Genomic DNA, 24,319 nt, shown 5'->3' on the forward strand with positions numbered 1-24,319 from the left:
TTTGGTCACCGGCGCTTCAAGCAGGTCGGTTGTTGCTGCCACAAAGGACGGCTTCATACCGTCACCATGAAGACGGCGCTCGGCCGCGAATGACGGCACCCGTAGCGGATTCAAACGGTCGGCTGCGCAGCAGTCTTTTCAGCCAGCCAGACGATCTGCAGCTTCTTGCATTCCGCTGAAGATGGCATTGGCGAGTTGAGCATCAAACGCCTGGGGCAACTGTGCGCACACCGTGGCGATGACTTCAGGCACTTGGTCGACCGTCTCGGCGATCAGACGCGCGGCATCGCGGCCATCCAGCGTCAGGATGCCGTGGCGTGCTCCCAGAGCGATCCAGTGCCGACGCAGGATGTCCCTCATCTTCCAATGAGCGCTCTTCGAGCGCACAGCCATGGCCATCTTGGCTCTGAACGTTGACATCCTGGCTGGCCCCTCCCCGAGCACCGGGTAGGCTGACAGCACGTCATACAGCGGCGTCAGTTGGTATCGCCCACCGGGGCGCAGGAACAGGCTGAAGTTCTTGGCGTGGCCGTCGGTGGCGCACAGCATCCAGAAGATCAGCTGCGCCTTGAAGAAGTTGCGCCGGTCCTCCTCGCGAGTCATTGAGCCGTCAAGGACGTCGAGGATGCGATCCATGCCCGGCCCGCCGTCCACCTCGTACTTCGCATCCGGCGCCACGCCGGTGGCCTGGCACATGTCTTCCTGCGGCAGGCGGACAAGGCGTTGGTCGCCGGACGGATGCGTCCACCAGGTGCGGTCAAAACGCTCCACGACCAACACCTTGACGTCTTCGAACTGCAGCGGATGGCAGGTCGCCACAGGCAGCCCGAACTCGCGCAGGATCAGCGAGCACAGCCACTCGTTCTCGACCGAGCCGCGCATGTCGAGATTCATGCCGCCGATGAGGCCCAGCGGCAGCTTAAAGATGTGCGTCGTCGGTGTACCACCGCGCGGTAGGCACCACTGCCCTTCGTGCAGCAGCAGCGCCGTCTTCTCCTGCGCGCCGGCGATGGAGATGCGGAAGTCGTCGTCATCCCGCCAGCCCAGCGCATTCGACGTCGTCGTGCCACGCAGGATCTGGGCGACCTGGGCTTCGCTCAGCACCTCGGCCTGCAGGGACGACGTGCCGGCCGAGATTGCATCCTCCGGCAGGATCTCCAGCGCGCCCACGCAGTCTCGGCCGATCTCGGCCAGCAGCTCGAATGCACCTATCGAGCCGGTGTTGAATCGGCGCGCCAGTCGTTCGCGGATCTCCTTGCTGTCCGGGAGCAGGTTCTCGAAGTAGGCGCGGACCTTGGCTCCACGGTGCGGCGCGTTGCCCGGCGTGAAGGGCAGCGAAAGCGAGAGCGACCTCCCCTGCCCTGACTGCGTCCAAGCCAGGTCGTACTGCAGCACATCGGGTGCGTTGGGGGCCAGGCTCCAGGTGCCAACCCGCGCACCGTTCATCCAGAGGCCCTGCGCGCGGGTGTGGGAGCGGCGACCCATTGGGGTTACCAGGCCGGCTTGTCGGTAGACGAGCTGGAGGCGGTGGAAGCTAGCGGCGGCTTGCCAAGCGCAACTTCCACACCAAGGATGTTGAACAACCTCAGCAGGCGTGCAGCCCCCACCTTGTCGGCATTCCTCTCCATCGCGGAATAGGTCTGCTGCGAGACGCCCAGCCGCAAAGCCACCTCTTCCTGCGTCAGGCCGGCTTCCTTGCGGAAGGCCTGCAACAGGGATGACAGCTGATCGGGCGTACGGACGATAAACTGGGGCATACAAGTTCTAGGCTGTAAATCTAATTTACAGCTTTTGACGTGTATGTTCAGTCTACATATCGCAGGCAGTAAATTCAATGCACAGCTTACAAGCTGTGAGCTTCCTGCACCCAAGCCCGCGGGAGGCACAAGGCGCGCTACTCGAGCTTTTGCAAAGCAGCAAGCGCCTGCCGTCTCTGCGGCTTAGATGCTCGATGGAAAGCCAAGATCATCTGCGCCATCTCGTCAGCATCGCAGTAGAGAAACGCAACCGGGACCTGAAGCACGTCTGCCAAGCGCATTGCAATCTGGAAGTCCGGGGCGTGAACGCCTTGCTCGTAGCGGTTGATTCTGGTTGACGCCACGAACTCGTCCAGCCCAGCTTCGATACCCAACTGCTTCTGGCTCATCCCAAGCGCGAGCCTCGCCTCTTTGAGGCGCTTGCGCCAGACATCCGATGAGCCCTCATTTGTCGCAGACATGTTGCTACGAGAGTCGTAGCTTTCGTAGAATTCGACTACTACGACTTTCGTAGCTGTCGTGTGTTCTCCAGGCCTAGACCTCAAGAGGGTCCAGCTTGGATTTCGCAGTGACCCGCCTGGAGTGACCTATGTCCTACTTCTTCTGGGATTCCGCCGACTGGTTCAGCAGCACCCTCTGCTGCCGCTACACGGTTGTGCAGTTCGGCAAGCTTCAGCTTCCGATGCGGATCGACGGGGTGCCCACCACCGCTGGTTGGCACTGGGCGCTCGGCCTCTTCACGGATGGTCAGTTCCAGGTGTTCGGCGCCTGGCGCGATGACGGCCCTGAGACGCCTCAGCGCATCGCCTTGGACCTCCATGACCGCGGGTTGGAGCGGGTTCAGGCACTGGCCGCGGACGACGGCCTTGTGGCCGCCATGAGAGTCCGGCACCCCAAGCTCTGCGAGCGCACCGTAGCCGAACTTGTCGAGTCCGGCGCCGTCAGCTATCGCATGCGGCAGGCCATCCGCTGGACCGACACCGCCACGCAGCGCCTTCAGGAACGAATGTCGCGCGCCGCGAAGAAGTACGGACCGTTCGCCGATCACGCAGCAGCAGCCGACTTCCTCGCGCAGGCCTTCCAGCGCGCAGACCGGGATTTGCTGGCGGACTACTGGGAGCGTGCCAAGCCAGCGCCGTATGGCGCCGGCGCTGCGCCCCGTGTCCTGGTCCGAGCGGTCTGACTGCCATGTCAGCCCGCCTTATGAAGAACTGGCAGGAGGTCTTCGCGAGAGTCCGCGGCGTGTTGCGGCGCCGTGGACGCACCGAACAGGAAGCGGAGGACTTGACGCAGGAGGCGTGGCTACGGATGGTTTGCTACGAGGATGAGCGTCAGCCCGTCGACCAGCCGGAGGGGTTCCTGATGCGCACGGCGCTGAACCTGTCCTACGACGCGTATCGGTCGAACGTGAGCCGCGGAGAGCACGTCGAACTGGAGCATGCGGTATTGCTCGACACCGCGCCATCGACCGAAGCGGTCGTGCTGGCCCGGGAGCGCACGGCTCGCCTGGAGGTGTGCCTGGGCCGTCTGCCCGCAAAAACCCGGGACGTCTTCCTTGCCAGCCGCCTCGAAGGTTTGCCCTACACCGAGATTGCCAAGCTCTACGGCCTCAGCGTCTCCACGGTGCACCACCACATTGCCCAGGCCACCTTGCGGCTCACGACATGGATGGAAGGCTGGTAGGTGCGACCGCCTGAAGCTCCCGCCGAGGGAGCACGAAGCGAGCCGCTCGTCACCCAGGCCATCGCGGCGGAAGCTGCGGTCTGGCTGGCCCGCCTGCATGGCCCCTATCGATCCCGCGCGATGCAGCGTGAATGCCTGGCCTGGCAGGCCCGGTCTGCCGCGCACCGCCTGGCCTTCGAGCGCTGCACGGACACGTGGCAGGAGGTGGCCGGCGTGAGCCGGGCGCGGATTCAAGCGGCCGTCAGCGAACCGCGTCGCACCGACATACGCACCGGCTGGCCTGGCGGCATGGCACTGGCATTCGCGACGCTGTGTCTCGCAGCCGGGTTTGCCGTGGTCCTTTGGCCGGGCGGCACCTACAGCACCGGCGTGGGCGAACAGCGGTTGGTCGTGCTGGACGACGGCAGCCGCATGACGCTGAACACATCGACCGAGGTTCGCGTCCGGCTGACGGAGGCGCAGCGGGCCGTGACGGTCAGGCAGGGCGAGGCGCTGTTCGAGGTGGCGAAAGACGCCAGCCGGCCGTTCGTCGTGAGCGTGGCCGACGCCCAGGTGGTCGCCACCGGAACGGCCTTCCTGGTTCGATCCACGCCGCCACAGCAGGCGACGCGTGACGCCTTCGGCGTGACGCTGTTGGAAGGGCAAGTGGTCGTGCAGCGAGCTGAGGGCGTCGCGCAGAGCGCGCTCAGCACCCCCGTGGTCATGGCACCAGGCGATCGCTTGCGTGTGGGCCAGTCGCCCGGCACTGCGCGCCAGGCACCCGCGCAAGCGCGCGTGGACCGCCCCAAGCTCGACCAACTCCTGGCCTGGAAACGTGGCGCTGCCATCCTCGACAACACCCCGTTGCCCGAGGCCATCGCCGACCTGAACCGCTACAGCAAGGTGCAGATCACCCTCGCTGATCCAGAGGCGATGAGGGCGCTGCGCATCAGCGGATCGTTCCGCACGGGTGACAACAAGGCCTTCGCGCAGGCTGTGGCGAGACTGTTTGGTTTGGTTGTCAAATCGCGTGACGGTGGGTTTGAGCTGAGCGCCAGTTCATCGGGCGCCGCCTCCGTACTCAGTGGAGTTGAAACGGATCGTTAGCCCGGTGGGACGGCACGAGACGTCGCTGTTCGTCCTGGGACCGCCTAGGACGTTTTGACGCACTAGGCGCACCGCTGCTTTGGGCTATTCACGTCACCTGCAGACGGGCCTCGCCCGTCTCAAGTGGCGCGAGCAGCAGGTTCAGCTCCGTCGTGCTGAACTTGGTCAGAGCGGCGCCTTCGTCGCGCCCAAGCAGCCCATCGGCCAACGCCTTCTTGCGCGCCTGCAGCTCCAGCATGCGCTCCTCGATGCTGCCCTCGGCCACGAGCTGGTAGACGAAGACCGGCTGGTGCTGGCCAATGCGGTGGGCGCGTGCGCTGGCCTGGGCCTGCACGGCCGGGTTCCACCAGGGGTCGACGTGGATGACCGTGTCGGCCGCCGTCAGGTTCAGGCCCACGCCGCCGGCCTTCAGGCTGGCCAGCAGGATGGGCACCTCCTGCGCCTGGAAGCGCCGCACCACGTCGCCGCGGGCCGAGGCCGCCGTCTGCCCCGTCAGCCGCAGGTGCGGCAGGCCGAGTTCGGCCAGCAGCGCGGCGATCAGGTCCAGCATCTCGGTGAACTGCGAGAACACAAGCAGCCGCCGGCCCTCGGCGACGAGGTCGGGCAGGTGCTCGCGCAGCCATTCGAGCTTGGCGCGCTCCACGCCCGGCGGCGTCTGCACGCCCTTGAGCAGCAGCGGGTCGCAACAGACCTGGCGCAGCTTCAGCATCGCGTCCAGCACGCTGATGAGGCTGGTGGGCGTGAAGCCGTCGCGCACCAGGATACGCCTGACCATGTGGTCGGCCGCGACGCGCACGCTCTCGTAGAGCTGCTTCTGCTGGCCGACCAGCGGCACGCGCCTGACCAGCTCGGTCAGCGGCGGCAGCTCGGTGGCCACCTCGGTCTTCAGGCGGCGCAGGATGAAGGGCCGCACGCGGGCCGCCAGCAGGCGCGCGCGGGGGCCGTCGCGGTTGACCTCGATGGGCTTGCGCCAGTGGCGCGCGAAGTTGCGCGAGTCGCCCAGCAGGCCGGGCATCAGCAGGTCGAACAGCGACCACAGCTCGCCGAGGTGGTTCTCCAGCGGCGTGCCGGTCAGGGCCAGGCGATGGCGGGCATCGAGCCGGCGCAGCGCGCGGGCGGCGCGGGCATGCGCGTTCTTGACGGCCTGGGCTTCGTCGAGGATCAGCAGATGCCAGGGCTGGGCAGACAGCGCACGCAGGTCGCGCCAGACCAGGGAATAGGTGGTCAGCACGACGTCGGCGTCAGCGAAGCGAGCCCCGGCCGCGCGGTCGGCGCCATGCCAGGTCTGCACCCTCAAGCCCGGCGCGATGCGGGCGGCCTCCTGCTGCCAGTTGAACAGCAGCGAGGTCGGCAGGATGACGAGCGCGGGCCGGTCCAGTCGGCCGGCCTGCTTCTCGACCCAGAGGTGGGCCAGCGCCTGAGCCGTCTTGCCCAGGCCCATGTCGTCGGCCAGGACACCCGCGAGCCCCTGCTCGCGCAGGTATTGCAGCCAGGCCAGGCCGTGCAGCTGGTAGGGGCGCAGCGCCAGGCCCAGGCCGGGCGGCTGCGGCAGGGCCCCGGGCGCGCCGGCCGCGAGCAGGCGCCGGCCCAGCGCCTCCAGGCCGGCGTCGCCGTGGATCTGCCAGCGGCCGGGGGCTTCGTCCTCGATGCAGCGGATGCGTTCCGCATCCCATTCATTGAGGCGCAGCGGCAGGCCCTTGTCCAGCTCGGCCGGCTTGAGCAGGTCCAGCAACGCCAGCATCATGGCCTTCAGCGGCGCGGCCGGTGCATGGAAGCGCCGGCCGCCCGGCGCGCGCAGCGACACGATGGCGTCGTCCTCGATGGCACCTATGGCGACGGCGTCCAGCCAGCGCTTGTCGCGGCGCAGCAGGTTGGCGATCAGCGGCGCGAGGTCGAGCCGCTTGCCCTCCACTTCCATGCCGAGGCTGACCAGCCAGGCGCCTTGGCGACGCTCCAGGCCCAGGCCCTGCACGCGGCGGCTGGGCCTGGGCGCCTCGGGTGCTTCTTCGGCCAGCTCGAGCTGCCAGCCGCTGACGAACTGGCTGTGGTGGGCGAAGCCCGGCTCGGTGTTGACCTGCCAGCCCTGGGCCAGCAGCTCCGGCACGCTGTCGGCATGGAAGTCACCGAAGAACTCTTCCTGCACCAGGGTCCACAACGAGGCGCCCAGCGGCTGCGGCGCACCGCGCCACTGCAGCAGGGCCGGGTCCAGCGGCACGAGGCCCAGCTTCTGCAGCGTCTGCTCGGCCTCGGTATCCCGCTGCGCCAGCATCGCCACCGTCACCTGCTCGCCGCGCGGGCCGAGGGGGCCGCGCGGGCGCAGGCCGAGCAGGCCGTCGCCGCGCGTCAGCGTGCGCAGCGTGAGTTGGGGCGGTGCGGTGGGCATCCCGACAGTCTCGCAGCCCGCGAGGCCGTCGCGAGGCAGGCCCGGCTCAGCTCGGGCGCAGGGCTGCGCTCAACTGGTCCGACACCTCCGCCCAGTCCGAATCCTGGCCGACCGCGTCGCGCAGGAACTGCGCCTGCGCGGCGGTCCAGAACGGCGCGTCCTCCAGCCTCACGCCGCCTGGCAGAGGTGTGTGAGAAGCGATGAAGCGCCCGATCGAGGCCGGGTCATTGGCCAGGCCCAGCTGGGCGAAGAGTTCGCTGAAACGGTGGAATCCGGCATCCATCAAATCCAAGCCTCATGCAGAAGGATGTGCGGCGGGGCCGCAAGGCGCCCGCCCCTATTCGGATCGATCGTACGAGAACTGGATGCCCGCGGTGCCGCCAGTCTCGATGAACAGGCTGATGAAGGCCGGCACGGTCTCCTTGCGCTGCCAATCGCGCTGCAGCTCGCAGAACAGCTGCGGGACGCTGATCATCCGGCCCCCGGCCTGCTCGATGCGGCGCAGCGCCATCTCGTGGGCCGTGACCGAGGTCCCGCCGACGGCGTCGGCGACCACATAGACCTCGTAGCCCGCGGCCAGCGCATCGAGCGCCGGGAAGGTCAGGCAGGCCTCGGTCCAGAGCGCCGTCATGATCAGCTTCCTGCGGCCGGTGGCCTCGACCGCCTGGCGGAACTCGACGTCCTCCCAGGAATTGATGCTGGTGCGGTCATAGGTCGGGAAGTCGCCCAGCACCTTGTGCAACTGCGCAATGGGCGGCTTGTTGAGCCCGGTCTTCACGTTGACCGTCGAATGCACGATAGGCAGGCCGTAGGCCACCGCCGCCTTCGCGGCGCCGACGATGTTGTTGACGAGCAGCTGCCTGTCCATCGATGCGATGGAGTTCACCTGCACCGGTTGGTAGTCGATGATGATGAAGGCGGCGTTCTTCGGGGTGAGCAGCGCGTCTCGGGCCGGATCGCGTATCGCTTCGCTTGCCATGGGATCTCCTCGTGGGTGATCTGGCATGCGGACGCCGGCATGCCTCGGTGGCTCGCGGCTGGAGCCGAGGGCCATCCTAGGCAGGCCGGCAGCGCCTCACAACGCCAAACCCGGGACGAAGGCATGGACATGCCTGCGCCGCGGGCCGGGCAGCGCGGCCCGGTCTCAGTCGCCCTCGCCGCCCAGCGGCTTGAGCTGCCGCCCGGCCGGCAGCGCGCGCAGGTATTTGAAGGTGCCGGTGGCGTGGGCGCAGAGCTTGTCGCTGGCGCCGAAGACCGAGCCCTCGCAGAAGGCCATCGTCGTCGAGCGGTGCAGCAGCCGACCCACCGCGCGCAGCTCACCCTCGCCGGGGCGCATGAAGCTGGTCTTCATCTCCACGGTCACCACGCCGGGCCCGAGGTCGGGCAGGTGCCGGTTCACGCTGCGCGCCGCGTGCGCCATCGCCACGTCCAGCAGCGTCATCACGACGCCGCCATGAGCCACGCGCCAGGAGTTCAGGTGCTGCTCGGCGATGGCGAGCCGCAGCTCGGCCTCGCCGTCGCTGACCGAATGCAGCTCGAAGCCCAGCTGCTGGACAAAGGGGATGTGGACCGGGAATTCCATGGGCCGTCAGTTTCCATGAACGGCGCTGACGCCGCCGTCGATGGCCAGGATCTGCCCCGTGATGTGCTTGCCGGCCTTGGACGCGAACAGCAGGGCCGCGCCCTTCAGGTCGTCGTCGTCGCCGAGGCGGTTCAGCGGCGCATGGGCGGCCATCTTGTCGGCGCCCACGGAAGCCAGCAGGCCCTGGGTCATTTTGCTCGGGAAGAAGCCCGGCGCCAGCGCGTTGACGGTGATGCCATAGGCGCCCCACTCGCCGGCCAGTGCGCGCGTGAAGTTCACGGCCGCGCCCTTGCTGGTGTTGTAGGCGATGGTCTTCATCGCACCCGAGTTGCCCGACAGGCCGGCGATGGAGGCCACGTTGATGATGCGACCTGACTTGCGCGGGATCATGCTGGCCTTGGCCACCGCCTGAGCAAACACGAAGAGGCTGCGGATGTTCAGGTTCATGACCTTGTCCCAGGCCTCGATGGGATGCTCCTCGGCCGGGGCGCCCCAGCTGGCGCCGGCGTTGTTGACGAGGATGTCGATCTGGCCCAGGCGCTCCATCGTCTCGGTGACGACGCGCTGCACGTCCTCGTCCTTGGCCGCATCGGCGGCGATCCAGCGTGCATCGATGCCACGCGCCTGCAGGTGGGCAGCGGCCTCCTCCAGGTCGGCCGCCTTGCGCGAGGTCAGCATGATCTTGGCGCCGGCTTCGCCGAGTGCCTCGGCGATCTGCAGGCCCAGGCCGCGCGAGCCGCCTGTGACGAGGGCCACCTGGCCCGTGAGGTCGAAAAGGTCTTGGACTTTGGTGCTCATCGTGTGTCTCCGGTTCAGAAGTATTCGGGCTTGATCTCGCGGCACAGCAGCTCGCGCCGTGCGACGACGTCCAGCCAGGCGCCGATCTTGGGCAGTTCGTAGGCGAAGAAGTAGCGGGCCGCGGCGCGCTTGCCGTGGGCGAAGTCGCTGTCACCGCCCACGGTCAGCGCCACGTCCAGCCAGATCCAGGCCAGCACCGTGTGGCCGAAGGCCTGCATGTAGGGCGTCGCGTTGGCCAGCGCCTCCTCGGGCTCGCCGGTGCTCCATGCCTTCTTCGTCGCGCCGCCGACCTGGGCGAGGGCCGCGGCCAGCTGGTTGGCCTCGGGCGCCCAGCCGGTCTGCATCGCGCGGGCTATCGTCTGCTGCATGCGCGCGGCCAGCGCCGCGAGCGAAGCCCCGCCCTGCTGCACGACCTTGCGGCCCAGCAGGTCCAGCGCCTGGATGCCATGCGTGCCCTCGTGGATCATGTTCAGGCGCTGATCGCGCCAGTACTGCTCCACCGGGAAGTCGCGCGTATAGCCGTAGCCGCCCAGCACCTGGATGGCCAGCGAATTGCCTTCCAGGCACCACTCGCTGGGCCAGCTTTTGGCGATCGGGATCAACACGTCCAGCAGGGCCTGCGCCTCGGCCTTGGCGTCGCCCGTGTTCAGCTCGTCGACCAGGCGGGCGCAATACAGCTCCAGCGCCAGGGCACCCTCCGCGTAGCTCTTCTGCGCCAGCAGCATGCGGCGCACGTCGGCATGCTCGATGATGGGCCGCTGCGGGCTGGCAGAGTCCTTGCCGGCCGCCGTCATCGGCCGGCCCTGCGGGCGCTGCTTGGCGTATTCCAGGCTGGCTTCAAACCCGGCATAGCCCAGCATCGTCGCGCCCAGGCCCACCCCGATGCGCATCTCGTTCATCATGAAGAACATGCAGCGCAAGCCCTCACCGGGCTTGCCGACGAGGTAGCCGACCGCACCGGCCCGGCCGCCCGGCATATGGCGGCCCTCCCCGAAATTCAGCAGGCAGTTGGTCGTGCCGCGGTGGCCCAGCTTGTGGTTCAGCCCCGCCAGCGCGATGTCGTTGCGCTCGCCGGTCAGTTGGCCATCAATTCCTACCATCTGCTTGGGCACGATGAAGAGGGAGATGCCCTTGGTGCCGGGCACTGGCTTGCCATCCGGCCCCGGAATCTTGGCCAGCACCAGGTGGACGATGTTCTCGCGCAGCTCATGCTCGCCACCCGAGATCCACATCTTGTTGCCGCGCAGGCGGTAGCGCGCGCCCAGCGGGTCGTTCTCGTCTTCCAGTTCGGCACGCGTCATCACGTCGGACAGCGATGAACCCGCCTGCGGCTCGGACAGGCACATCGTGCCGAACCATTGGCCGGCGAGCAGCGTCTTCGCGAAGACCTCGCGCTGACGTTCGCTGCCATGCTCCATCAGCAGGTTGGCGTTGCAGGTCGTCAGCACGGCGTAGGACCCGGCATGGACGTTGGCCATGCTGACGAAGGCGTGGGCCGCCGTCTCGACGAGGCAGGGCAGCTGCATGCCACCCACGTCGTAGTCCTGTGCCGCGGCCAGCATGCCGGAGTCGACCAGCGCATTGACGGCATCCAGCGTCGCCGCGGGCAGGTGCACGCGCTCGCCATCGAAGCGCGGCTCCTCGATGTCCATCAGCCGGTAGAAAGGTGCGAGCTTCTCGCGGGCGATGCGCTCACTGGTATCGAGCACGGCGCCGAAGGTCTCGCGCGAGTGGTCGGCAAAGCGCTCGCGGGCCGTCAGGTCGGCCGCGCGCAGCCAGTCGTAGAGCAGGAATTCCAGGGTTTCGCGCATTGCTGCTATTCCTGTTTCGTGACGGCCATGGTGCCGCTGGCCTTGGCCACGAGCCTGCGCTCGCCGCCCGTCGCCACCGCGTACACCTCGGCCTCGGTGAAAGAGACTTGTCGGCCGGGTTTGACGACCCAAGCCTCGCATTCCAGCCGCTCACCGCTGGCGCCGCGCAGCAGGCTGGTCTTGAATTCGGCGGTCAACACCCAGTGGCCGTCGGCGGCACAGGTCTGGGCCGCAGCGCCCATCGTGTGGTCGGCCAGCGCAGCGATGACGCCGGCATGCACGACGCCGGTGTGCTGGCAGTGCCGCTTCTCGATGGTGATCCGCGTCCATACCCGGCCGGGATCGACAGCCGTGGGCTCCACGCCCAGGTCGGCCATGAAGGGCGCCGAGCGGAAGAAACCGCGCAGCGTGTCGAGGTCGACCTGCATCTCACTCGCCCTGCGAGAGCTTGACGATGGTGCCCTGGGCCACGGCGCAGAGCTTCTCGACGCCATCCTGCACCGCGAACACGTCGCAGCGGCAGACGGCCTGCGTGCGGCCGGCATTGACAGCCTCGGCACGCGCGATCAGCAGCTCGCCGACGGCGGGGCGCAGGTAGTTGATCTTGTACTCGCTGGTCAGCGCGTCGGACGCGAAGGCCGTGCCGCCGGCGAAGGTCAGCGCGTTGTCGGCCAGATAGCTGAGCACGCCGCCATGTGCGAACCCGTGCTGCTGCTGCAGCTCGGGCCTGAGCGCCAGCCGCAGCTCGACGCGGCCCGGCGCCACCGCGCCGATCTCCACGCCGAGCAGGCGGCTGAAGGGCTGCGAAGCGAGGATGTCCGCGCCGCGCCTGAGGAAAGCCTCTTGGCTCACAGCACCTCGAACACGCCGGCCGCGCCCATGCCGCCGCCGATGCACATCGTCACGCAGACGCGCTTGGCGCCGCGGCGCCGGCCTTCGATGAGGGCATGGCCTGTCAGGCGCTGGCCCGACACACCGTAAGGGTGGCCAACGGCGATGGCGCCGCCGTTGACGTTGAGCCGGTCCATCGGGATACCCAGCGTGTCGGCGCAGTACAGCACCTGCACGGCGAAGGCTTCGTTCAGCTCCCAGAGATCGATGTCGGCAACCGTCAGGCCCAGCTTCTTCAGCACCTTGGGCACGGCGAACACGGGGCCGATGCCCATCTCGTCTGGCTCGCAACCGGCCACCGCAAAGCCCAGGAAGCGGCCCAGGGGCTTGAGGTTGTGCGTGGACGCGTACTGCTCGCTGACCAGCGCGCAGGCGCCAGCGCCGTCGCTGAACTGGCTGGCATTGCCGGCAGTCACCAGCCCGCCGGGCACGGCCGAGCGCAGGTCCTTGATGCCTTCGTAGGTCGTGCCCTCGCGCAGGCCCTCGTCGGCGCTGACGGTCACTTCCTTGCTCATCAGGCCCATGACCTTGTCGGCCACGCCCATGGTTGTGGTGACGGAGATCATCTCGTCATTGAACTTGCCGGCGGCCTGCGCCGCGCAGGCCTTCTGCTGGCTGCCGGCGCCATAGTGGTCCATGCGCTCACGCGAGATGTTGTAGCGCTTGGCCACGTTCTCGGCGGTCTGCAGCATGTTCCAGTAGATCTCGGGCTTGAGCTTCATCAGCGCCGGGTCGACGATCATGTGCTTGTTGGCCTCTTGCTGCACGCAGGAGATGCTCTCGACACCGCCGGCGATGTAGACATCGCCCTCGCCCGCGATGATGCGTTGCGCCGCCATCGCGATGGTCTGCAAGCCGCTGGAGCAGAAGCGGTTGATGGTGACGCCGCTCACCGTGATGGGCAGGCCGGCGCGCAGCGCGATCTGGCGGGCGATGTTGCTACCAGTGGCGCCCTCCGGCGTGGCGCAACCCATCAGCACGTCCTCGATGGCGCCGGCCTCGATGCCGGCCCGCTCGACGGCGGCCTTGACGGCATGGCCGCCCAGCGTCGCGCCATGGGTCATGTTGAAAGCGCCCTTCCAGCTCTTGGCAAGCGGGGTGCGGGCGGTGGAGACGATCAGTGCGTTGCTCATGTCTTGATCCTTGTTCGGTAGGCCGGGGGCTTAAGTGAAGGACTTGCCTTCAGCCACCAGTCGGGCCAGCAGCGGCGCCGGCGTCCAGAACGCGCCGTCGTCCATCGGGTTCTTCGCAAAGCGCTTCATCGCCTGCACGACGTTGAAGAGGCCCAGCGTGTCGGCGTAGCACATCGGGCCGCCGCGCCAGATCGGGAAGCCGTAGCCGGTGAGATAGACCATGTCCACGTCCGAGGCGCGCTGGGCGATGCCCTCCTCCAGCAGGTGGGCGGCCTCGTTGACGAGGGCGAACACCAGGCGGTGCACGATCTCCTCATCGCTGATGTCGCGCGTCTTCGCGCCGATGGCCTCGCGGTGCTTCTTCAGCATCTCGTCGACGATCGGCGACGGAATGGCGTCGCGCTTGCCGGGCTGGTAGTCGTACCAGCCGGCACCGGTCTTCTGGCCGAAACGGCCCAGCTCGCACAGGCGGTCGGCGCTGGCCGAATACTTCATGCCGGGCTTCTCGACATAGCGGCGCTTGCGGATGGCCCAGCCGATGTCGTTGCCGGCCAGGTCGCCCATACGGAAGGGGCCCATCGCGAAGCCGAACTTCTCGACCGCCTTGTCCACCTGCTGCGGGCTGCAGCCCTCGTCCAGCAGGAAGCCGGCCTGGCGGCTGTACTGCTCGATCATGCGGTTGCCGATGAAACCGTCGCAGACGCCGGACACGACGGCCGTCTTCTTGATCTTCTTGGCCGTCGCCATCACCGTGGCCAGCACGTCCTTGGCGGTGGCCTTGCCGCGCACCACCTCCAGCAGCTTCATCACATTGGCCGGGCTGAAGAAGTGCATGCCCACCACGTCCTGCGGACGCCTGGTGAAGGCCGCGATCTTGTCGACGTCCAGCGTGGAGGTGTTGGACGCCAGGATGGCGCCGGGCTTGGCGACCTCGTCCAGTTGCTTGAAGACGGCCTCCTTGACGCCGATCTCCTCGAACACCGCCTCGATGATGAGGTCGCAGTCCTTCAGGTCAGCGTAGTTCAGCGTCGGGCTCAAGAGCGCCATGCGCTGGGCGTACTTGTCTTCCTTCAGCTTGCCCTTCTTGACCTGGGCCTCGTAGTTCTTCCTGATGGTCGCGACGCCGCGGTCCAGAGCTTCCTGCTTGGTCTCCAGGATGGTGACGGGAAGACCAGCGTTCAGGAAGTTCATCGAGATGCCGCCGCCCATCGTGCCGGCGCCGATGACGCCGACCTTGGCGATGGTGCGCAGCGGCGTGTCCTCGGGCACGTCGGCGATCTTGCTGGCCACGCGCTCAGCGAAGAACAGATGGCGCAGCGCCTTGGACTCGGGCGTCACCATCAGCGCCGCGAAGCCCTCACGCTCGGCGCGCATGCCGTCGTCAAACTTCAGCTTGACCGCACCGGCCACCGCCTCCAGGCAGCGCAGCGGCGCCGGGAAGTTCTTCGACATACCACCCACCATGTTGCGGGCGAACTGGAAGTAGGCGTCGGCATTCGGGTGGCGGGCCTTGAGGTCGCGCACCTTGGGCAGCGGGCGCTTCTCGGAGATCTCTTCGGCGAACTTGACGGCCGCGCCCACCACGTCGGCATCGACGACCTTGTCGAACAGCTTCTGGCCCGGGACCATGGCCAGCATCTGCGCCTCGACGGGCTCGCCGCTGACAATCATGTTCAGCGCGGGCTCCACGCCGAGGGCGCGGGGCAGGCGCTGCGTGCCGCCGGCGCCGGGCAGCAGGCCCAGCTTCACCTCGGGCAACGCGACCTTGGTGCCGGTCTGCGCGACACGGTAATGGCAGCCCAGCGACAGCTCCAGGCCGCCACCCATGCAGACGCTGTGGATGGCCGCGACGATGGGCTTGCTGCAGTTCTCGACCAGCGAGATCAAGCTCAGCAGATTGGGCTCGGCCAGCGCCTTGGGGCTGCCGAACTCCTTGATGTCGGCACCGCCCGAGAAGGCCTTGCCGGCACCGGTGATGACCAAGGCGGCGATGGCCGGATCGGCCTCCGCGCGCTCCACGCCGGCCGCGACGGCCGAGCGAGTGGCAAGACCCAGACCGTTGACCGGAGGGTTGTCGAGCGTGATCACGGCAATGCTGCCGCGGACTTCGTAATGGGCTGTCATGGGCACGACCTCGGTTGACGGGCCATGCCGCGTCTCCTGCAGCCGGCCCAGAAATAGAACGACCGTTCGATTCTAGGCAGCGGTCCGGGCGCAGTCTTGTCCCGGCAGTGACAAGGCTGTTTCAGCGCCTCACTCGGGGTTGCGACGCAGCACCACGGTGTCCTTGAAGGCCTGCGGCCTTTCCTTGGCCGCCTGCGGGTTCAGCTTGGACTCGGCATACAGCCGCGCCGCTTCGGCCGGGTCCTGCACGGGTTCGGGCGCGGGCGCCGGCCGCGGCGCGGGGCGCACCGCCAAGCGCAGCTCATGGCATTCGCGCTGCAACTGCTCGATCTGCTTGCGCGCCTGCGTGACCTGCTGCGAAATCTGCTGGCGCGCCTGCTCGACATGCAGCAGGCGCTGATGCTCCTGCTTCATGCGGCGCGACAGCCAGGCGAACACCGCGCCCGCCCCCAGCACCAGGCCCAGCACCAGGCTGCCCAGCATTTGAATCGTTTGGCTGTTGTCCATGGCTTCTCCCCTGGCTTCCTTATCCCTGCAAATGTATAGGCCAGGGGCCGCGGCGCGTCGACCCCATCCGCGAGGCCAAGGGTTTCCCACGAGTCGCCGCAGGGCGCGGCGCTTGGGCGGCCCGCCCTGCCTGCTGCGCGTGCTGTCACTGCTGCTGGTCTGGCACACCCGCCGCCTGCCGCTGGACCCCCGCTTCAGGCCCGACACGCCAGGCCGCCACAATGCGGCCCGCCATGCCAAGCTTCATCGTCAACCTCTGCACCGCACCCGAGCGCCGCGCGATGTGGCGCCTGCTGCTCGCCGCCCTGCTCGTCGTCATCACCTGGCTCGCGCTGATCCCGGCGCCGCCCAAGATGATCACCACGGGCTGGGACAAGTCCAACCATGCCCTCGCCTTCGCGTCGCTGGCCTTCGCCAGCGCCTGGGCCATCTGGCCGCGGCCGCGGCAGTGGCCCTTCCTGTTCATCGCCGTGCTGGCCTATGGCGGTGCCATCGAGATCGCGCAGAGCTATCTGCCGCCACGGGAGGGCGACTGGTTCGACCTGCTGGCCGACGGCGTCGGCGTCTCGCTGGGCCTGCTGCTGGCCTGGCCCATCTCGGCCAGCACCCAACGCCGGCGCTGAGGCAGGCAGCGCGCAAGTTCCCTTGCAGGCCGTGAGGTCATCCCCGGGGAACTGACACACCGTTGGCAGCAGTTTGCGCTACGGTTGGCCCCCATGTTGACCGACTTGCTCCGCACCACACGTGCCCGCACGCTGGCCCTGGCCGCACCGCTGTCGAACGAGGACGCGCAGCTGCAGTCCATGCCCGACGCCAGTCCGGCCAAATGGCATCTGGCCCACACGAGCTGGTTCTTCGAGGCCCTGGTGCTGCAGCCCCATCTGCCGGGCTACTGCGTCTTCGACGAGCGCTGGCCCCGGCTGTTCAACTCCTATTACGAGAGCCTGGGCCCGCGTCATGCGCGCCCGCAGCGCGGCCTGCTGAGCCGGCCCTCGCTCGACGAGGTGAAGGGCTACCGCCGGCATGTCGACGCGGCCCTGGCCGACCTGCTGCCGTTCGCGTCCGACGCGGCCCGCGCGCTGATCGAGCTGGGCTGCCACCACGAGCAGCAGCACCAGGAACTGCTGCTGACCGACATCCTGCATGCCTTTTCGTGCAACCCTTTGCTACCGGCGTATCAGCCGCAGCGGCCCGAGCCGGCCCGAGCGCCGGCCCAGGCCTGGTTGAAGCACCCGGGCGGCGTCATCGACATCGGCCACACGGGCGCAGGCTTCGCCTTCGACAACGAAGGCCCGCGCCACCGCGTGCTGCTCGAAGCCTTCGAGATCAGCAACCGCCTCGTTACCTGCGGTGAGTACGCCGACTTCGTCGCTGCCGGCGGCTACCGCGAGCCGCTGCTGTGGCTGTCGGACGGCTGGGCCACCGTGCAGGCCCAGGGCTGGCAGCGGCCCTTGTACTGGCAGCAGGACGGCAGCGTCTTCGGCCTGCATGGCGTGCAGGCGCTGGACCCCGATGCCCCGGTCACGCAGCTGAGCTTCTACGAGGCCTGCGCCTTCGCCGAATGGGCGGGTGCGCGGCTGCCGACCGAATTCGAGTGGGAGGCCGCGTCGATATTGCCGGGCTTCGAGCAGGCCGCAGACCCGGCCTGGGGGGCCTGGCAATGGACGCGCTCGGACTATGCCCCCTATCCCGGCTTCAAGCCGGCGGCCGGCGCCGTGGGGGAGTACAACGGCAAATTCATGGTCGGCCAGCAGGTGCTGCGCGGCGGCAGCCTCGCGACACCGGCCGGCCATGCGCGACCGAGCTACCGCAATTTCTTCCCGCCGGCCGCGCGCTGGCAGTTCAGTGGACTGAGGCTCGCACGATGAAACCAGGAGTCGAATGGGGCCAGCCCCGCACCTGCACGGACAACGAGCAGTTCGGCGCCGACCTGCACGCCGCGCTGGTCCGCACGCCCAAGGCCATCTCGCCCAAATACTTCTACGACGAGGCCGGCTCGCGCCTGTTCGAGCAGATCTGCGAGCTGCCCGAGTACTACCCGACGCGCACCGAGCTGGCCCTGCTCGAGGCCCATGCGGCCGACATGGCCGAGCAGTTCGGGCCGGGCGTGCAACTCGTCGAATACGGCGCCGGCGCGCTGCGCAAGGTGCGCCTGCTGCTGGACGCGCTGCCGCGCGACGGCGCGCAGTTCGTCCCCGTGGACATCTCCGGCCCGCACCTGCTGGCCGCCTGCGATGCGCTCGCGGCCGACTACCCCGGCCTCGCCATCCAGCCGCTGGTGGCGGACTTCACGCAGGCCCACACGCTGCCACCCTGTCCCGACGGCAGCCGCCGCGTCGGCTTCTTCCCCGGCTCCAGCATCGGCAACTTCACGCCCGCCGAGGCCGAGGCCTTCCTGCGCCTGGCCGCGGCCGAACTGGCCGGCGGCGGCCTGCTGATCGGCATCGACCTGGAGAAAGACCACGACGTGCTGCACGCCGCCTATAACGACGCGGCCGGCGTCACCGCGGCCTTCAACCTCAACGTGCTGGAGCGCGCCCGCAAGGAGCTGGGCGCCGAGTTCCCGCAGGGCGGCTTCGAGCACCTGGCCTTCTACAACCCCGCTTACCGGCGCATCGAGATGCATCTGCGCGCGACGCGGCCGCTGGAGTTGCGGGTCGGCGGCGAAGCCTATGCCTTCCGCGAGGGCGAGACGCTGCACACCGAGCATTCGCACAAGTACACGGTGTCGGGTTTCCAGGCCATGGCCGAGCGGGCGGGGTTCAGGCCGGGCAAGGTCTGGATGGATGCGAACCGGTGGTTTGCGGTGCTGTGGCTGGAGGCGGCGGGCGGTTGAGGCTACGGGTGCAACGCGCGAATGGCGTAGGGCGGGTCGCGCCCCACCCTACTCGGCTGGGTTAGAGGTCATTCAGATCGCTAGCCGTTCCCGCACGCCGTTCGACGCCATATCGGCGCCCCGCCCGCGCATGACGATCTCGCCACGCTGCATCAGCAGATACTGATCCGCCAGCTCAGCAGCGAAGTCGTAGAACTGCTCGACGAGCACGACAGACAGGCCCTTGTCGTGAGCGAGATGCCGGATGACGCGGCCGATGTCCTGGATGACGTTGGGCTGTATGCCCTCGGTGGGCTCGTCCAGCAGCAGCACCTTCGGCCCCGGCGCGAGCGCGCGGGCGATCGCGAGCTGCTGCTGCTGGCCGCCGGACAGGTCGCCGCCGCGACGGCCGCGCATCTTGTCGAGCACGGGGAAAAGCTCGAACAGCTCCCGGGGCAAGGGCGTGCCGGCGGGCTGGCTGCTCAGGCCCATCTGCAGGTTCTCGATGACCGACAGCCGCCCGAAGATCTCGCGGCCCTGCGGCACATAGCCCAAGCCGGCGCGCACACGCTGGTGGGTGCGCAGCTTGCCGATGTTTTCGCCGGCCAGCGCGATGCTGCCGGACGTGACGGGCACGACGCCCATCAGGCCCTTCAGCAGCGTCGTCTTGCCGACGCCGTTGCGGCCCAGCACGACGGTGATCTCGCCGGGCTTCAGCCCAAAGCTCAGGCCGCGCAGGATGTGCGAACCGCCGTAGTGCTGGTGCAGGCTCTCGACGGTCAGGATGTCATCGGCCAAGGTACACCTCGATCACCTTCTCATCCGATTGAACCTGCGCCATCGTGCCTTCGGCCAGCGTCTGCCCTTCATGCAGGACCGTGACCATGCGGTGCGCGCCCGCCAGCGTGCCGACGAAGGCCATGTCGTGCTCGACGACGACGAGGGAGTGCTTGCCCTCCAGGCTCAGGAACAGCTCGGCCGTGCGTTCGGTTTCCTCGTCCGTCATGCCGGCCACGGGCTCATCCAGCAGCAGGAGTTTCGGGTCTTGCGCCAGCAACATGCCGATCTCCAGCCACTGCTTCTGGCCGTGGCTGAGCAGGCCGGCGACGCGGTCGCTGTCGTCGGCCAGATGGACGGTCTTCAGCAGCTCGCCCAGGCGGTCGCGCTGCTCGCCGCTCAGTCTGGCCCGCATCGCGAAGCGGGCGCGGCGGTCGCCGGCCAGGGCCAGCTCGAGGTTCTCGGCCACCGTCAGCGCCTCGAAGACCGTGGGCTTCTGGAACTTGCGGCCTATGCCCGCGCGGGCGATCTCGGCCTCGTTCATCAGGCGCAGGTCGAGGTTGCTGCCGAAGAAGATGCGGCCACTGTCGGGCCGGGTCTTGCCGGTGATGCAGTCCATCGTCGTCGTCTTGCCGGCACCGTTGGGGCCGATGACGCAGCGCAGCTCGCCCACGCCAACGGTGAAGCTCAGGCCGCCCAGCGCCTGAAAACCGTCGAAGGCGACCCTGAGGTCTTCGACATACAGGGCCACGCCCTGGTTGAAGACCGGCTCGCCGGCCGTCGCGATGCGAGTCAGCGCGCGGGCATGGGCCTCGGCGCCGGCTTCAAGAAGCTCCGGCGTCATTTCTTGAACCTCCGCGCCAGCCCCATCAAGCCCTGAGGCAGGAACAACGTCACCGCGATGAAGAGCCCGCCGAGGATGTAGAGCCAGCCCTCGGGCCACCAGGCCGTGAAGACGGACTTGCTGCCGTTGACGAAAAAGGCGCCCAGCACCGGGCCGATCAGCGTGCCGCGCCCGCCCACGGCGGCCCAGATGGCCATCTCGATGCTGGCCGCCGGGCTCATCTCGCCGGGGTTGATGATGCCCACCTGCGGCACGTAGAGGGCGCCGGCCAGCGCGCACATCAGCGCGGAGATGACATAGGCGCTGAGCTTGAAGGCGACGGGGTCGTAGCCCAGAAAGCGCACGCGGCCCTCGGCATCGCGGATGGCCTGCAGGATGCGGCCCCAGCGGCTTTGCGTCAGCGCCCGAGCGACGAGGTAGCAGACGATCAGCGCCACGCCGCTGGCCACGCACAGCGCCACCTTCATGCCCGGCGTGTTCAGGGAGTAGCCCGCGATGCGCTTGAAGTCGGTGAAGCCGTTGTTGCCGCCGAAGCCCGTCTCGTTGCGGAAGAACAGCAGCATGGCCGCCACGGTGAGGGCCTGCGTGATGATGGAGAAGTAGACGCCCTGGATGCGCGAGCGGAAGGCGAACCAGCCGAACACGGCGGCAATCAGCCCGGGCACGGCCAGCGCCAGCACGAGCTGGGCCGCGAGCGAGTCGCTGAGCGCCCAATGCCAGGGCAGCTCCTTCCAGTTCAGGAAGACCATGAAGTCCGGCAGGTCCGACTGGTACTGGCCCTCGCGGCCGATCTGGCGCATCAGATACATGCCCATGCCATAGCCGCCGAGCGCGAAGTACAGGCCGTGCCCCAGCGACAGGATGCCGCCGAAGCCCCAGATCAGGTCCAGGGCCAGCGCGCAGATGGCAAAGCACAGGAACTTGCCGAGCAGGCCCACGTAGAACTCGCTCAGATGCAATGCATGGCCTGGCGGGAAGGCCAGGTGCAGAAGCGGCACGAGCAGCAGCAGCACCGCCACAACGATGAGTGCAGCACGCTTCATTCGACGCTCCGGCCCCTGAGGGCGAACAGGCCTTGCGGCTTCTTCTGGATGACGAGCACAAGCAGCATCAGCAGCGCGATCTTGGCCAGCACGGCGCCCTGCCAGCCCTCCAGCAGCTTGGACAGCACGCCCAGGCCCAGGCCCGCGTAGACGGTGCCGGCCAGCTGGCCGACGCCGCCAAGCACGACCACCATGAAGGCATCGACGATATAGCTCTGGCCCAGGTCGGGGCCGACGTTGCCGATCTGGCTCAACGCGCAGCCCGCGAGGCCCGCGATGCCGGAACCGAGTGCGAAGGCCAGGGTGTCGACCCTGGCCGTGTTGACGCCCACGCAGGCCGCCATGCGGCGGTTCTGCGTGACGCCGCGCACCATCAGCCCAAGGCGCGTCCTGGCCAGCAGCAGCGCCATGCCGCCGAGCACAAGGCCCGCGAAGGCGAGGATGGCGAGGCGGTTGTAGGGCAGCGTCAGGTTGGGCAGGAGCGCCCAGCCGCCGGACAGCCAGGCCGGGTTCTCCACCGCCACGTTCTGCGCGCCGAACAGGCTGCGCACGGCCTGCATCAGCACGAGGGAGATGCCCCAGGTGGCCAGCAGCGTCTCCAGCGGCCGGCCATAGAGCCAGCGGATCACGCTGCGCTCCATCGCCGCGCCCACCAGGGCCGCCGCGATGAAACTGGCCGGCAGCGCCAGCCACAGGTAGTAGTCGAAGGCGGCCGGCGCCCAGGCGCGGAAGGCCTGCTGCACGCTGTAGGTGGCATAGGCGCCCACCATCAGCAGCTCGCCGTGAGCCATGTTGATGACGCCCATCAGGCCATAGGTGATGGCCAGGCCCAGGGCCACGAGCAGCAGCACCGATCCCAGGCTGAGCCCGGAGAACAGCAGCTGGGCGCGCTCGCCCCAGGCCAGGCGCGAGGCGATGGCGTCGGTGGCCGCCTGCATGGCCGCCCGGGCGCCGGGGTCGGTCTCGGCCGCCAGCTTTTCCAGCAGCAGCGCGCGGGTCGCGGGGTCGGCACTGCCGGCCAGCTCGGCCGCCGCGGCACGGCGCTGGCCCGGGTCGGTGGACGACAGCTTGGCGCCGGCCACGAGCGCCCCCAGCTGCGCACGCAGCCCGGCATCGCTCTCGGCCGCCAGCGCCTTCTCGAACAGCGCGAGTTTGGACGTGTCGGCATCGTCGCGCAGCGTCGCCAGCGCCTTGGCACGCGTGTCGCTGTCCTTGGACAGCAGATCCAGCCCGGCCAGCGCCGCATCGATCTCACGGCGCATGCGGTTGTTCAGCATCGGCTCCTCGGCATCCGCCGGCGCCGCAGCGCCCTCGGCGATGACGAGGGCCTGCCCGCCCTTCACCCTCACGCGGCCATCCTGCAGCGCATGCAGGAAAGGCCCGAGCGACTCATCCCCCGCCGCCAGCGCTTGCTGCAGCGCCGCGACGCGGTCGTCACCCTCCCCCGCCGCGATGCGCGAGGCCAGCTCGGGCGACAAAGCCCAGGCCGAGCAGCCCAGCAACGCGAGCAAGCAACCCAAAAGAAGTCGTTTGATCATGAAGACCCGCGCGAACAAAACCAGCGCCGCACGAAGTGCGCGCGCCCCTCAAGCAGCCGCCGTGGAACTGGCTTTGGCTCCGGCATCACATCGCTGCGCGATCTGAGCCTTCACCGGAGCGCAAGCGCTCTGCCAGGCCACTGGCGGCGCCCCCTGGGGGGTGGCGCCTTGGCGCCTCGGGGGGGGGGTTATCTCGTGGGTTCGTCCTTCTTGCCCTTGTTCTCGGGGATGTAGGGGCTCCACGGCTGGGCCTTGACCGGGCCGGGCGTCTTCCACACCACGTTGAACTGGCCGTCCGCCTTCACCTCGCCGATGAAGACCGACTTGTGCAGATGGTGGTTCTTGGCGTCCATCGTGGACGTGATGCCCGACGGCGCCGTGAAGGTCTGGCCGGCCATCGCGGCGATGACCTTGTCGGTGTCGGTGCTGCCGGCCTTCTTCACGGCCTGGGCCCACATATTGATGCCGATGTAGGTGGCCTCCATCGGGTCGTTGGTCAGTGGCTTGTCCTTGTGGCCCGGCAGCCCATGGGCCTTGGCGTAGTCGCTCCACTTCTTGATGAAGGCGTCGTTGGCCGGGTTCTTGATGGACATGAAGTAATTCCACGCCGCCAGGTGGCCGACCAGCGGCTTGGCATCCACGCCGCGCAGTTCTTCCTCACCCACGGAGAAGGCCACCACCGGCACGTCGGTCGCCTTCAGGCCCTGGTTGCCGAGCTCCTTGTAGAAGGGCACGTTGGAGTCGCCGTTGATGGTGGACACGACGGCCGTCTTCTTGCCCTCGGCAGAGAACTTCTTGATCTTGGCGATGATGCTTTGATAGTCGGAGTGCCCGAAGGGGGTGTACTCCTCCATGATGTCCTCGTCCTTGACGCCCTTGCTGTGCAGGAAGGCGCGCAGGATCTTGTTGGTTGTGCGCGGGTAGACGTAGTCGGTGCCCAGCAGCACGAAGCGCTTCGCACCGCCGCCGTCCTTGCTCATCAGGTACTCCACCGCGGGGATGGCCTGCTGGTTGGGCGCGGCACCCGTGTAGAACACGTTCTTGCTCAGTTCCTCGCCCTCGTACTGCACCGGGTAGAACAGCAGCGAGTTGGTCTGCTCGAACACCGGCAGCACGCTCTTGCGGCTGACCGAGGTCCAGCAGCCGAACACGACGGCGACCTTGTCCTGGCTGATCAGCTGCTTGGCCTTCTCGGCGAACAGCGGCCAGTTGGAGGCCGGGTCCACGACGACAGGCTCCAGCTTCTTGCCGAGGAGGCCGCCCTTGGCGTTGATCTCGTCGATGGCCATCAGCACCGTGTCCTTGAGCACGGTCTCGGAGATGGCCATCGTGCCCGACAGCGAATGCAGCACGCCGACCTTGATGGTGTCGGCGGCAAAGGCGGCGGGGGCGAACAGGCTGGCGGCAGCGGCCAGCGCGAGAGCGGAACGGCGAAGCATCGGTATTCCTCCGGGTTGGGTGTAGAGGGGTCGGGTAGCCGAGTCCGCAGAGCGCAAGCCCCGTGCCAGCCCATGCACTTCGTCACGCCCGGCCGCGCCCCGCCGAGG

At 68.1% G+C, this 24,319-nt stretch carries 25 protein-coding genes; 6 read left to right on the top strand and 19 right to left on the bottom strand.

Going from position 1 to position 24,319, the window contains the following annotated elements; all coding sequences use genetic code 11:
- Window positions 1-138: 138 nt before the first annotated feature.
- The 3 genes from EV671_RS19010 to EV671_RS19020 form a co-directional block, all read right to left on the bottom strand.
- Window positions 139-1,485 (bottom strand): type II toxin-antitoxin system HipA family toxin, encoded by a 1,347-nt coding sequence (locus tag EV671_RS19010; RefSeq protein WP_165917642.1) that lies wholly within the window; start codon window positions 1,483-1,485, stop codon window positions 139-141.
- A 5-nt stretch (window positions 1,486-1,490) separates the two neighbouring features.
- Window positions 1,491-1,757: a helix-turn-helix domain-containing protein gene (locus tag EV671_RS19015; protein WP_132574646.1), complete on the bottom strand. Its 267-nt coding sequence runs from the start codon at window positions 1,755-1,757 to the stop codon at window positions 1,491-1,493.
- Window positions 1,758-1,894: 137 nt separating this feature from the next.
- Window positions 1,895-2,218 carry a helix-turn-helix domain-containing protein gene (locus tag EV671_RS19020; RefSeq protein WP_132574648.1) on the bottom strand — a complete coding sequence of 108 codons (324 nt, stop codon included), beginning with the start codon at window positions 2,216-2,218 and terminating at the stop codon, window positions 1,895-1,897.
- A 128-nt stretch (window positions 2,219-2,346) separates the two neighbouring features.
- Here EV671_RS19020 and EV671_RS19025 point away from each other — a divergent pair, with 128 nt between their 5' ends.
- The 3 genes from EV671_RS19025 to EV671_RS19035 are packed head-to-tail and all read left to right on the top strand — an operon-like array spanning window position 2,347 to window position 4,526.
- Window positions 2,347-2,940, top strand: coding sequence for a hypothetical protein (locus EV671_RS19025; RefSeq protein WP_132574650.1), 594 nt, complete (start codon window positions 2,347-2,349; stop codon window positions 2,938-2,940).
- A gap of 5 nt (window positions 2,941-2,945) precedes the next feature.
- Window positions 2,946-3,440 carry an RNA polymerase sigma factor gene (locus EV671_RS19030; RefSeq protein WP_132574652.1) on the top strand — a complete coding sequence of 165 codons (495 nt, stop codon included), beginning with the start codon at window positions 2,946-2,948 and terminating at the stop codon, window positions 3,438-3,440.
- Window positions 3,441-4,526 carry a FecR family protein gene (locus EV671_RS19035; protein WP_243655804.1) on the top strand — a complete coding sequence of 362 codons (1,086 nt, stop codon included), beginning with the start codon at window positions 3,441-3,443 and terminating at the stop codon, window positions 4,524-4,526. It begins immediately after the preceding gene.
- Between the two features lie 88 nt (window positions 4,527-4,614).
- On the opposite strand, the gene EV671_RS19040 is transcribed toward EV671_RS19035, so the two are convergent.
- The 11 genes from EV671_RS19040 to EV671_RS19090 all read right to left on the bottom strand — a co-directional run bounded on the left by EV671_RS19040 (window position 4,615) and on the right by EV671_RS19090 (window position 15,755).
- A complete protein-coding gene (locus EV671_RS19040; RefSeq protein WP_132574654.1) occupies window positions 4,615-6,909 on the bottom strand; it encodes a DEAD/DEAH box helicase in 2,295 nt (764 codons plus the stop codon).
- A 46-nt stretch (window positions 6,910-6,955) separates the two neighbouring features.
- Window positions 6,956-7,192: a DUF2789 domain-containing protein gene (locus EV671_RS19045; protein ID WP_132574656.1), complete on the bottom strand. Its 237-nt coding sequence runs from the start codon at window positions 7,190-7,192 to the stop codon at window positions 6,956-6,958.
- Between the two features lie 54 nt (window positions 7,193-7,246).
- Window positions 7,247-7,888: a hydrolase gene (locus EV671_RS19050; RefSeq protein ID WP_132574658.1), complete on the bottom strand. Its 642-nt coding sequence runs from the start codon at window positions 7,886-7,888 to the stop codon at window positions 7,247-7,249.
- Between the two features lie 165 nt (window positions 7,889-8,053).
- Complete coding sequence (locus EV671_RS19055) at window positions 8,054-8,491, bottom strand: PaaI family thioesterase (protein ID WP_132574660.1); 438 nt, start codon at window positions 8,489-8,491, stop codon at window positions 8,054-8,056.
- 6 nt (window positions 8,492-8,497) lie between these two features.
- Window positions 8,498-9,289 (bottom strand): SDR family oxidoreductase, encoded by a 792-nt coding sequence (locus EV671_RS19060; RefSeq protein WP_132574661.1) that lies wholly within the window; start codon window positions 9,287-9,289, stop codon window positions 8,498-8,500.
- Window positions 9,290-9,303: 14 nt separating this feature from the next.
- Window positions 9,304-11,100 (bottom strand): acyl-CoA dehydrogenase, encoded by a 1,797-nt coding sequence (locus tag EV671_RS19065; RefSeq protein WP_132574663.1) that lies wholly within the window; start codon window positions 11,098-11,100, stop codon window positions 9,304-9,306.
- A 5-nt stretch (window positions 11,101-11,105) separates the two neighbouring features.
- Window positions 11,106-11,528 (bottom strand): PaaI family thioesterase, encoded by a 423-nt coding sequence (locus tag EV671_RS19070; RefSeq protein ID WP_132574665.1) that lies wholly within the window; start codon window positions 11,526-11,528, stop codon window positions 11,106-11,108.
- Window position 11,529: 1 nt separating this feature from the next.
- Complete coding sequence (locus tag EV671_RS19075) at window positions 11,530-11,952, bottom strand: PaaI family thioesterase (protein WP_132574667.1); 423 nt, start codon at window positions 11,950-11,952, stop codon at window positions 11,530-11,532.
- Complete coding sequence (locus EV671_RS19080) at window positions 11,949-13,124, bottom strand: acetyl-CoA C-acyltransferase (protein WP_132574669.1); 1,176 nt, start codon at window positions 13,122-13,124, stop codon at window positions 11,949-11,951. The genes EV671_RS19075 and EV671_RS19080 overlap by 4 nt, the downstream gene beginning before the upstream one ends.
- Window positions 13,125-13,154: 30 nt before the next feature.
- Window positions 13,155-15,248, bottom strand: coding sequence for a 3-hydroxyacyl-CoA dehydrogenase NAD-binding domain-containing protein (locus tag EV671_RS19085; protein ID WP_132574671.1), 2,094 nt, complete (start codon window positions 15,246-15,248; stop codon window positions 13,155-13,157).
- 129 nt (window positions 15,249-15,377) lie between these two features.
- Window positions 15,378-15,755, bottom strand: a complete 378-nt coding sequence (locus EV671_RS19090) for a hypothetical protein (protein ID WP_132574673.1) — start codon at window positions 15,753-15,755, stop codon at window positions 15,378-15,380.
- 233 nt (window positions 15,756-15,988) lie between these two features.
- Here EV671_RS19090 and EV671_RS19095 point away from each other — a divergent pair, with 233 nt between their 5' ends.
- The 3 genes from EV671_RS19095 (at window position 15,989) to egtD (ending at window position 18,591) form a co-directional block, all read left to right on the top strand.
- Window positions 15,989-16,378 (top strand): VanZ family protein, encoded by a 390-nt coding sequence (locus EV671_RS19095; protein ID WP_243655805.1) that lies wholly within the window; start codon window positions 15,989-15,991, stop codon window positions 16,376-16,378.
- Between the two features lie 93 nt (window positions 16,379-16,471).
- A complete protein-coding gene (gene egtB, locus EV671_RS19100; RefSeq protein WP_132574675.1) occupies window positions 16,472-17,623 on the top strand; it encodes an ergothioneine biosynthesis protein EgtB in 1,152 nt (383 codons plus the stop codon).
- The gene (gene egtD, locus EV671_RS19105) at window positions 17,620-18,591 is read left to right on the top strand and encodes an L-histidine N(alpha)-methyltransferase (RefSeq protein WP_132574677.1); all 972 of its coding nucleotides are present in this window, start codon (window positions 17,620-17,622) and stop codon (window positions 18,589-18,591) included. The genes egtB and egtD overlap by 4 nt, the downstream gene beginning before the upstream one ends.
- 72 nt (window positions 18,592-18,663) lie before the next feature.
- Here egtD and urtE read toward each other — a convergent pair whose 3' ends face one another.
- The 5 genes from urtE to urtA all read right to left on the bottom strand — a co-directional run bounded on the left by urtE (window position 18,664) and on the right by urtA (window position 24,211).
- Window positions 18,664-19,356: an urea ABC transporter ATP-binding subunit UrtE gene (urtE, locus tag EV671_RS19110; RefSeq protein WP_132574735.1), complete on the bottom strand. Its 693-nt coding sequence runs from the start codon at window positions 19,354-19,356 to the stop codon at window positions 18,664-18,666.
- A gap of 1 nt (window position 19,357) precedes the next feature.
- On the bottom strand, window positions 19,358-20,191 hold the full coding sequence (gene urtD / locus EV671_RS19115) for an urea ABC transporter ATP-binding protein UrtD (RefSeq protein WP_132574679.1): 834 nt from the start codon (window positions 20,189-20,191) through the stop codon (window positions 19,358-19,360).
- Entirely contained in the window at window positions 20,188-21,234 is a 1,047-nt protein-coding gene (gene urtC / locus EV671_RS19120; protein ID WP_132574681.1) for an urea ABC transporter permease subunit UrtC, read from the bottom strand. The genes urtD and urtC overlap by 4 nt, the downstream gene beginning before the upstream one ends.
- Window positions 21,231-22,772 carry an urea ABC transporter permease subunit UrtB gene (urtB, locus tag EV671_RS19125; RefSeq protein ID WP_132574683.1) on the bottom strand — a complete coding sequence of 514 codons (1,542 nt, stop codon included), beginning with the start codon at window positions 22,770-22,772 and terminating at the stop codon, window positions 21,231-21,233. The genes urtC and urtB overlap by 4 nt, the downstream gene beginning before the upstream one ends.
- A gap of 188 nt (window positions 22,773-22,960) precedes the next feature.
- Window positions 22,961-24,211 (bottom strand): urea ABC transporter substrate-binding protein, encoded by a 1,251-nt coding sequence (urtA, locus tag EV671_RS19130; protein ID WP_132574685.1) that lies wholly within the window; start codon window positions 24,209-24,211, stop codon window positions 22,961-22,963.
- Between the last annotated feature and the right edge of the window lie 108 nt (window positions 24,212-24,319).

Source organism: Roseateles saccharophilus, assembly GCF_004342485.1.
Lineage (GTDB): Bacteria > Pseudomonadota > Gammaproteobacteria > Burkholderiales > Burkholderiaceae_C > Pelomonas > Pelomonas saccharophila.

Coding starts and splice junctions, on each gene's coding strand:
- egtD (WP_132574677.1), top strand. CDS start 17,620: ATGAAACCAGGAGTCGAATGGGGCCAGCCCCGCACCTGCACGGACAAC.
- EV671_RS19055 (WP_132574660.1), bottom strand. CDS start 8,491: ATGGAATTCCCGGTCCACATCCCCTTTGTCCAGCAGCTGGGCTTCGAG.
- EV671_RS19090 (WP_132574673.1), bottom strand. CDS start 15,755: ATGGACAACAGCCAAACGATTCAAATGCTGGGCAGCCTGGTGCTGGGC.
- urtA (WP_132574685.1), bottom strand. CDS start 24,211: ATGCTTCGCCGTTCCGCTCTCGCGCTGGCCGCTGCCGCCAGCCTGTTC.
- urtB (WP_132574683.1), bottom strand. CDS start 22,772: ATGATCAAACGACTTCTTTTGGGTTGCTTGCTCGCGTTGCTGGGCTGC.
- EV671_RS19070 (WP_132574665.1), bottom strand. CDS start 11,528: ATGCAGGTCGACCTCGACACGCTGCGCGGTTTCTTCCGCTCGGCGCCC.
- urtD (WP_132574679.1), bottom strand. CDS start 20,191: ATGACGCCGGAGCTTCTTGAAGCCGGCGCCGAGGCCCATGCCCGCGCG.
- EV671_RS19030 (WP_132574652.1), top strand. CDS start 2,946: ATGTCAGCCCGCCTTATGAAGAACTGGCAGGAGGTCTTCGCGAGAGTC.
- EV671_RS19095 (WP_243655805.1), top strand. CDS start 15,989: ATGCCAAGCTTCATCGTCAACCTCTGCACCGCACCCGAGCGCCGCGCG.
- EV671_RS19065 (WP_132574663.1), bottom strand. CDS start 11,100: ATGCGCGAAACCCTGGAATTCCTGCTCTACGACTGGCTGCGCGCGGCC.
- EV671_RS19010 (WP_165917642.1), bottom strand. CDS start 1,485: ATGGGTCGCCGCTCCCACACCCGCGCGCAGGGCCTCTGGATGAACGGT.
- EV671_RS19085 (WP_132574671.1), bottom strand. CDS start 15,248: ATGACAGCCCATTACGAAGTCCGCGGCAGCATTGCCGTGATCACGCTC.
- EV671_RS19020 (WP_132574648.1), bottom strand. CDS start 2,218: ATGTCTGCGACAAATGAGGGCTCATCGGATGTCTGGCGCAAGCGCCTC.
- egtB (WP_132574675.1), top strand. CDS start 16,472: ATGTTGACCGACTTGCTCCGCACCACACGTGCCCGCACGCTGGCCCTG.
- EV671_RS19045 (WP_132574656.1), bottom strand. CDS start 7,192: ATGGATGCCGGATTCCACCGTTTCAGCGAACTCTTCGCCCAGCTGGGC.
- EV671_RS19040 (WP_132574654.1), bottom strand. CDS start 6,909: ATGCCCACCGCACCGCCCCAACTCACGCTGCGCACGCTGACGCGCGGC.
- EV671_RS19050 (WP_132574658.1), bottom strand. CDS start 7,888: ATGGCAAGCGAAGCGATACGCGATCCGGCCCGAGACGCGCTGCTCACC.
- EV671_RS19080 (WP_132574669.1), bottom strand. CDS start 13,124: ATGAGCAACGCACTGATCGTCTCCACCGCCCGCACCCCGCTTGCCAAG.
- urtC (WP_132574681.1), bottom strand. CDS start 21,234: ATGAAGCGTGCTGCACTCATCGTTGTGGCGGTGCTGCTGCTGCTCGTG.
- EV671_RS19060 (WP_132574661.1), bottom strand. CDS start 9,289: ATGAGCACCAAAGTCCAAGACCTTTTCGACCTCACGGGCCAGGTGGCC.
- EV671_RS19015 (WP_132574646.1), bottom strand. CDS start 1,757: ATGCCCCAGTTTATCGTCCGTACGCCCGATCAGCTGTCATCCCTGTTG.
- EV671_RS19025 (WP_132574650.1), top strand. CDS start 2,347: ATGTCCTACTTCTTCTGGGATTCCGCCGACTGGTTCAGCAGCACCCTC.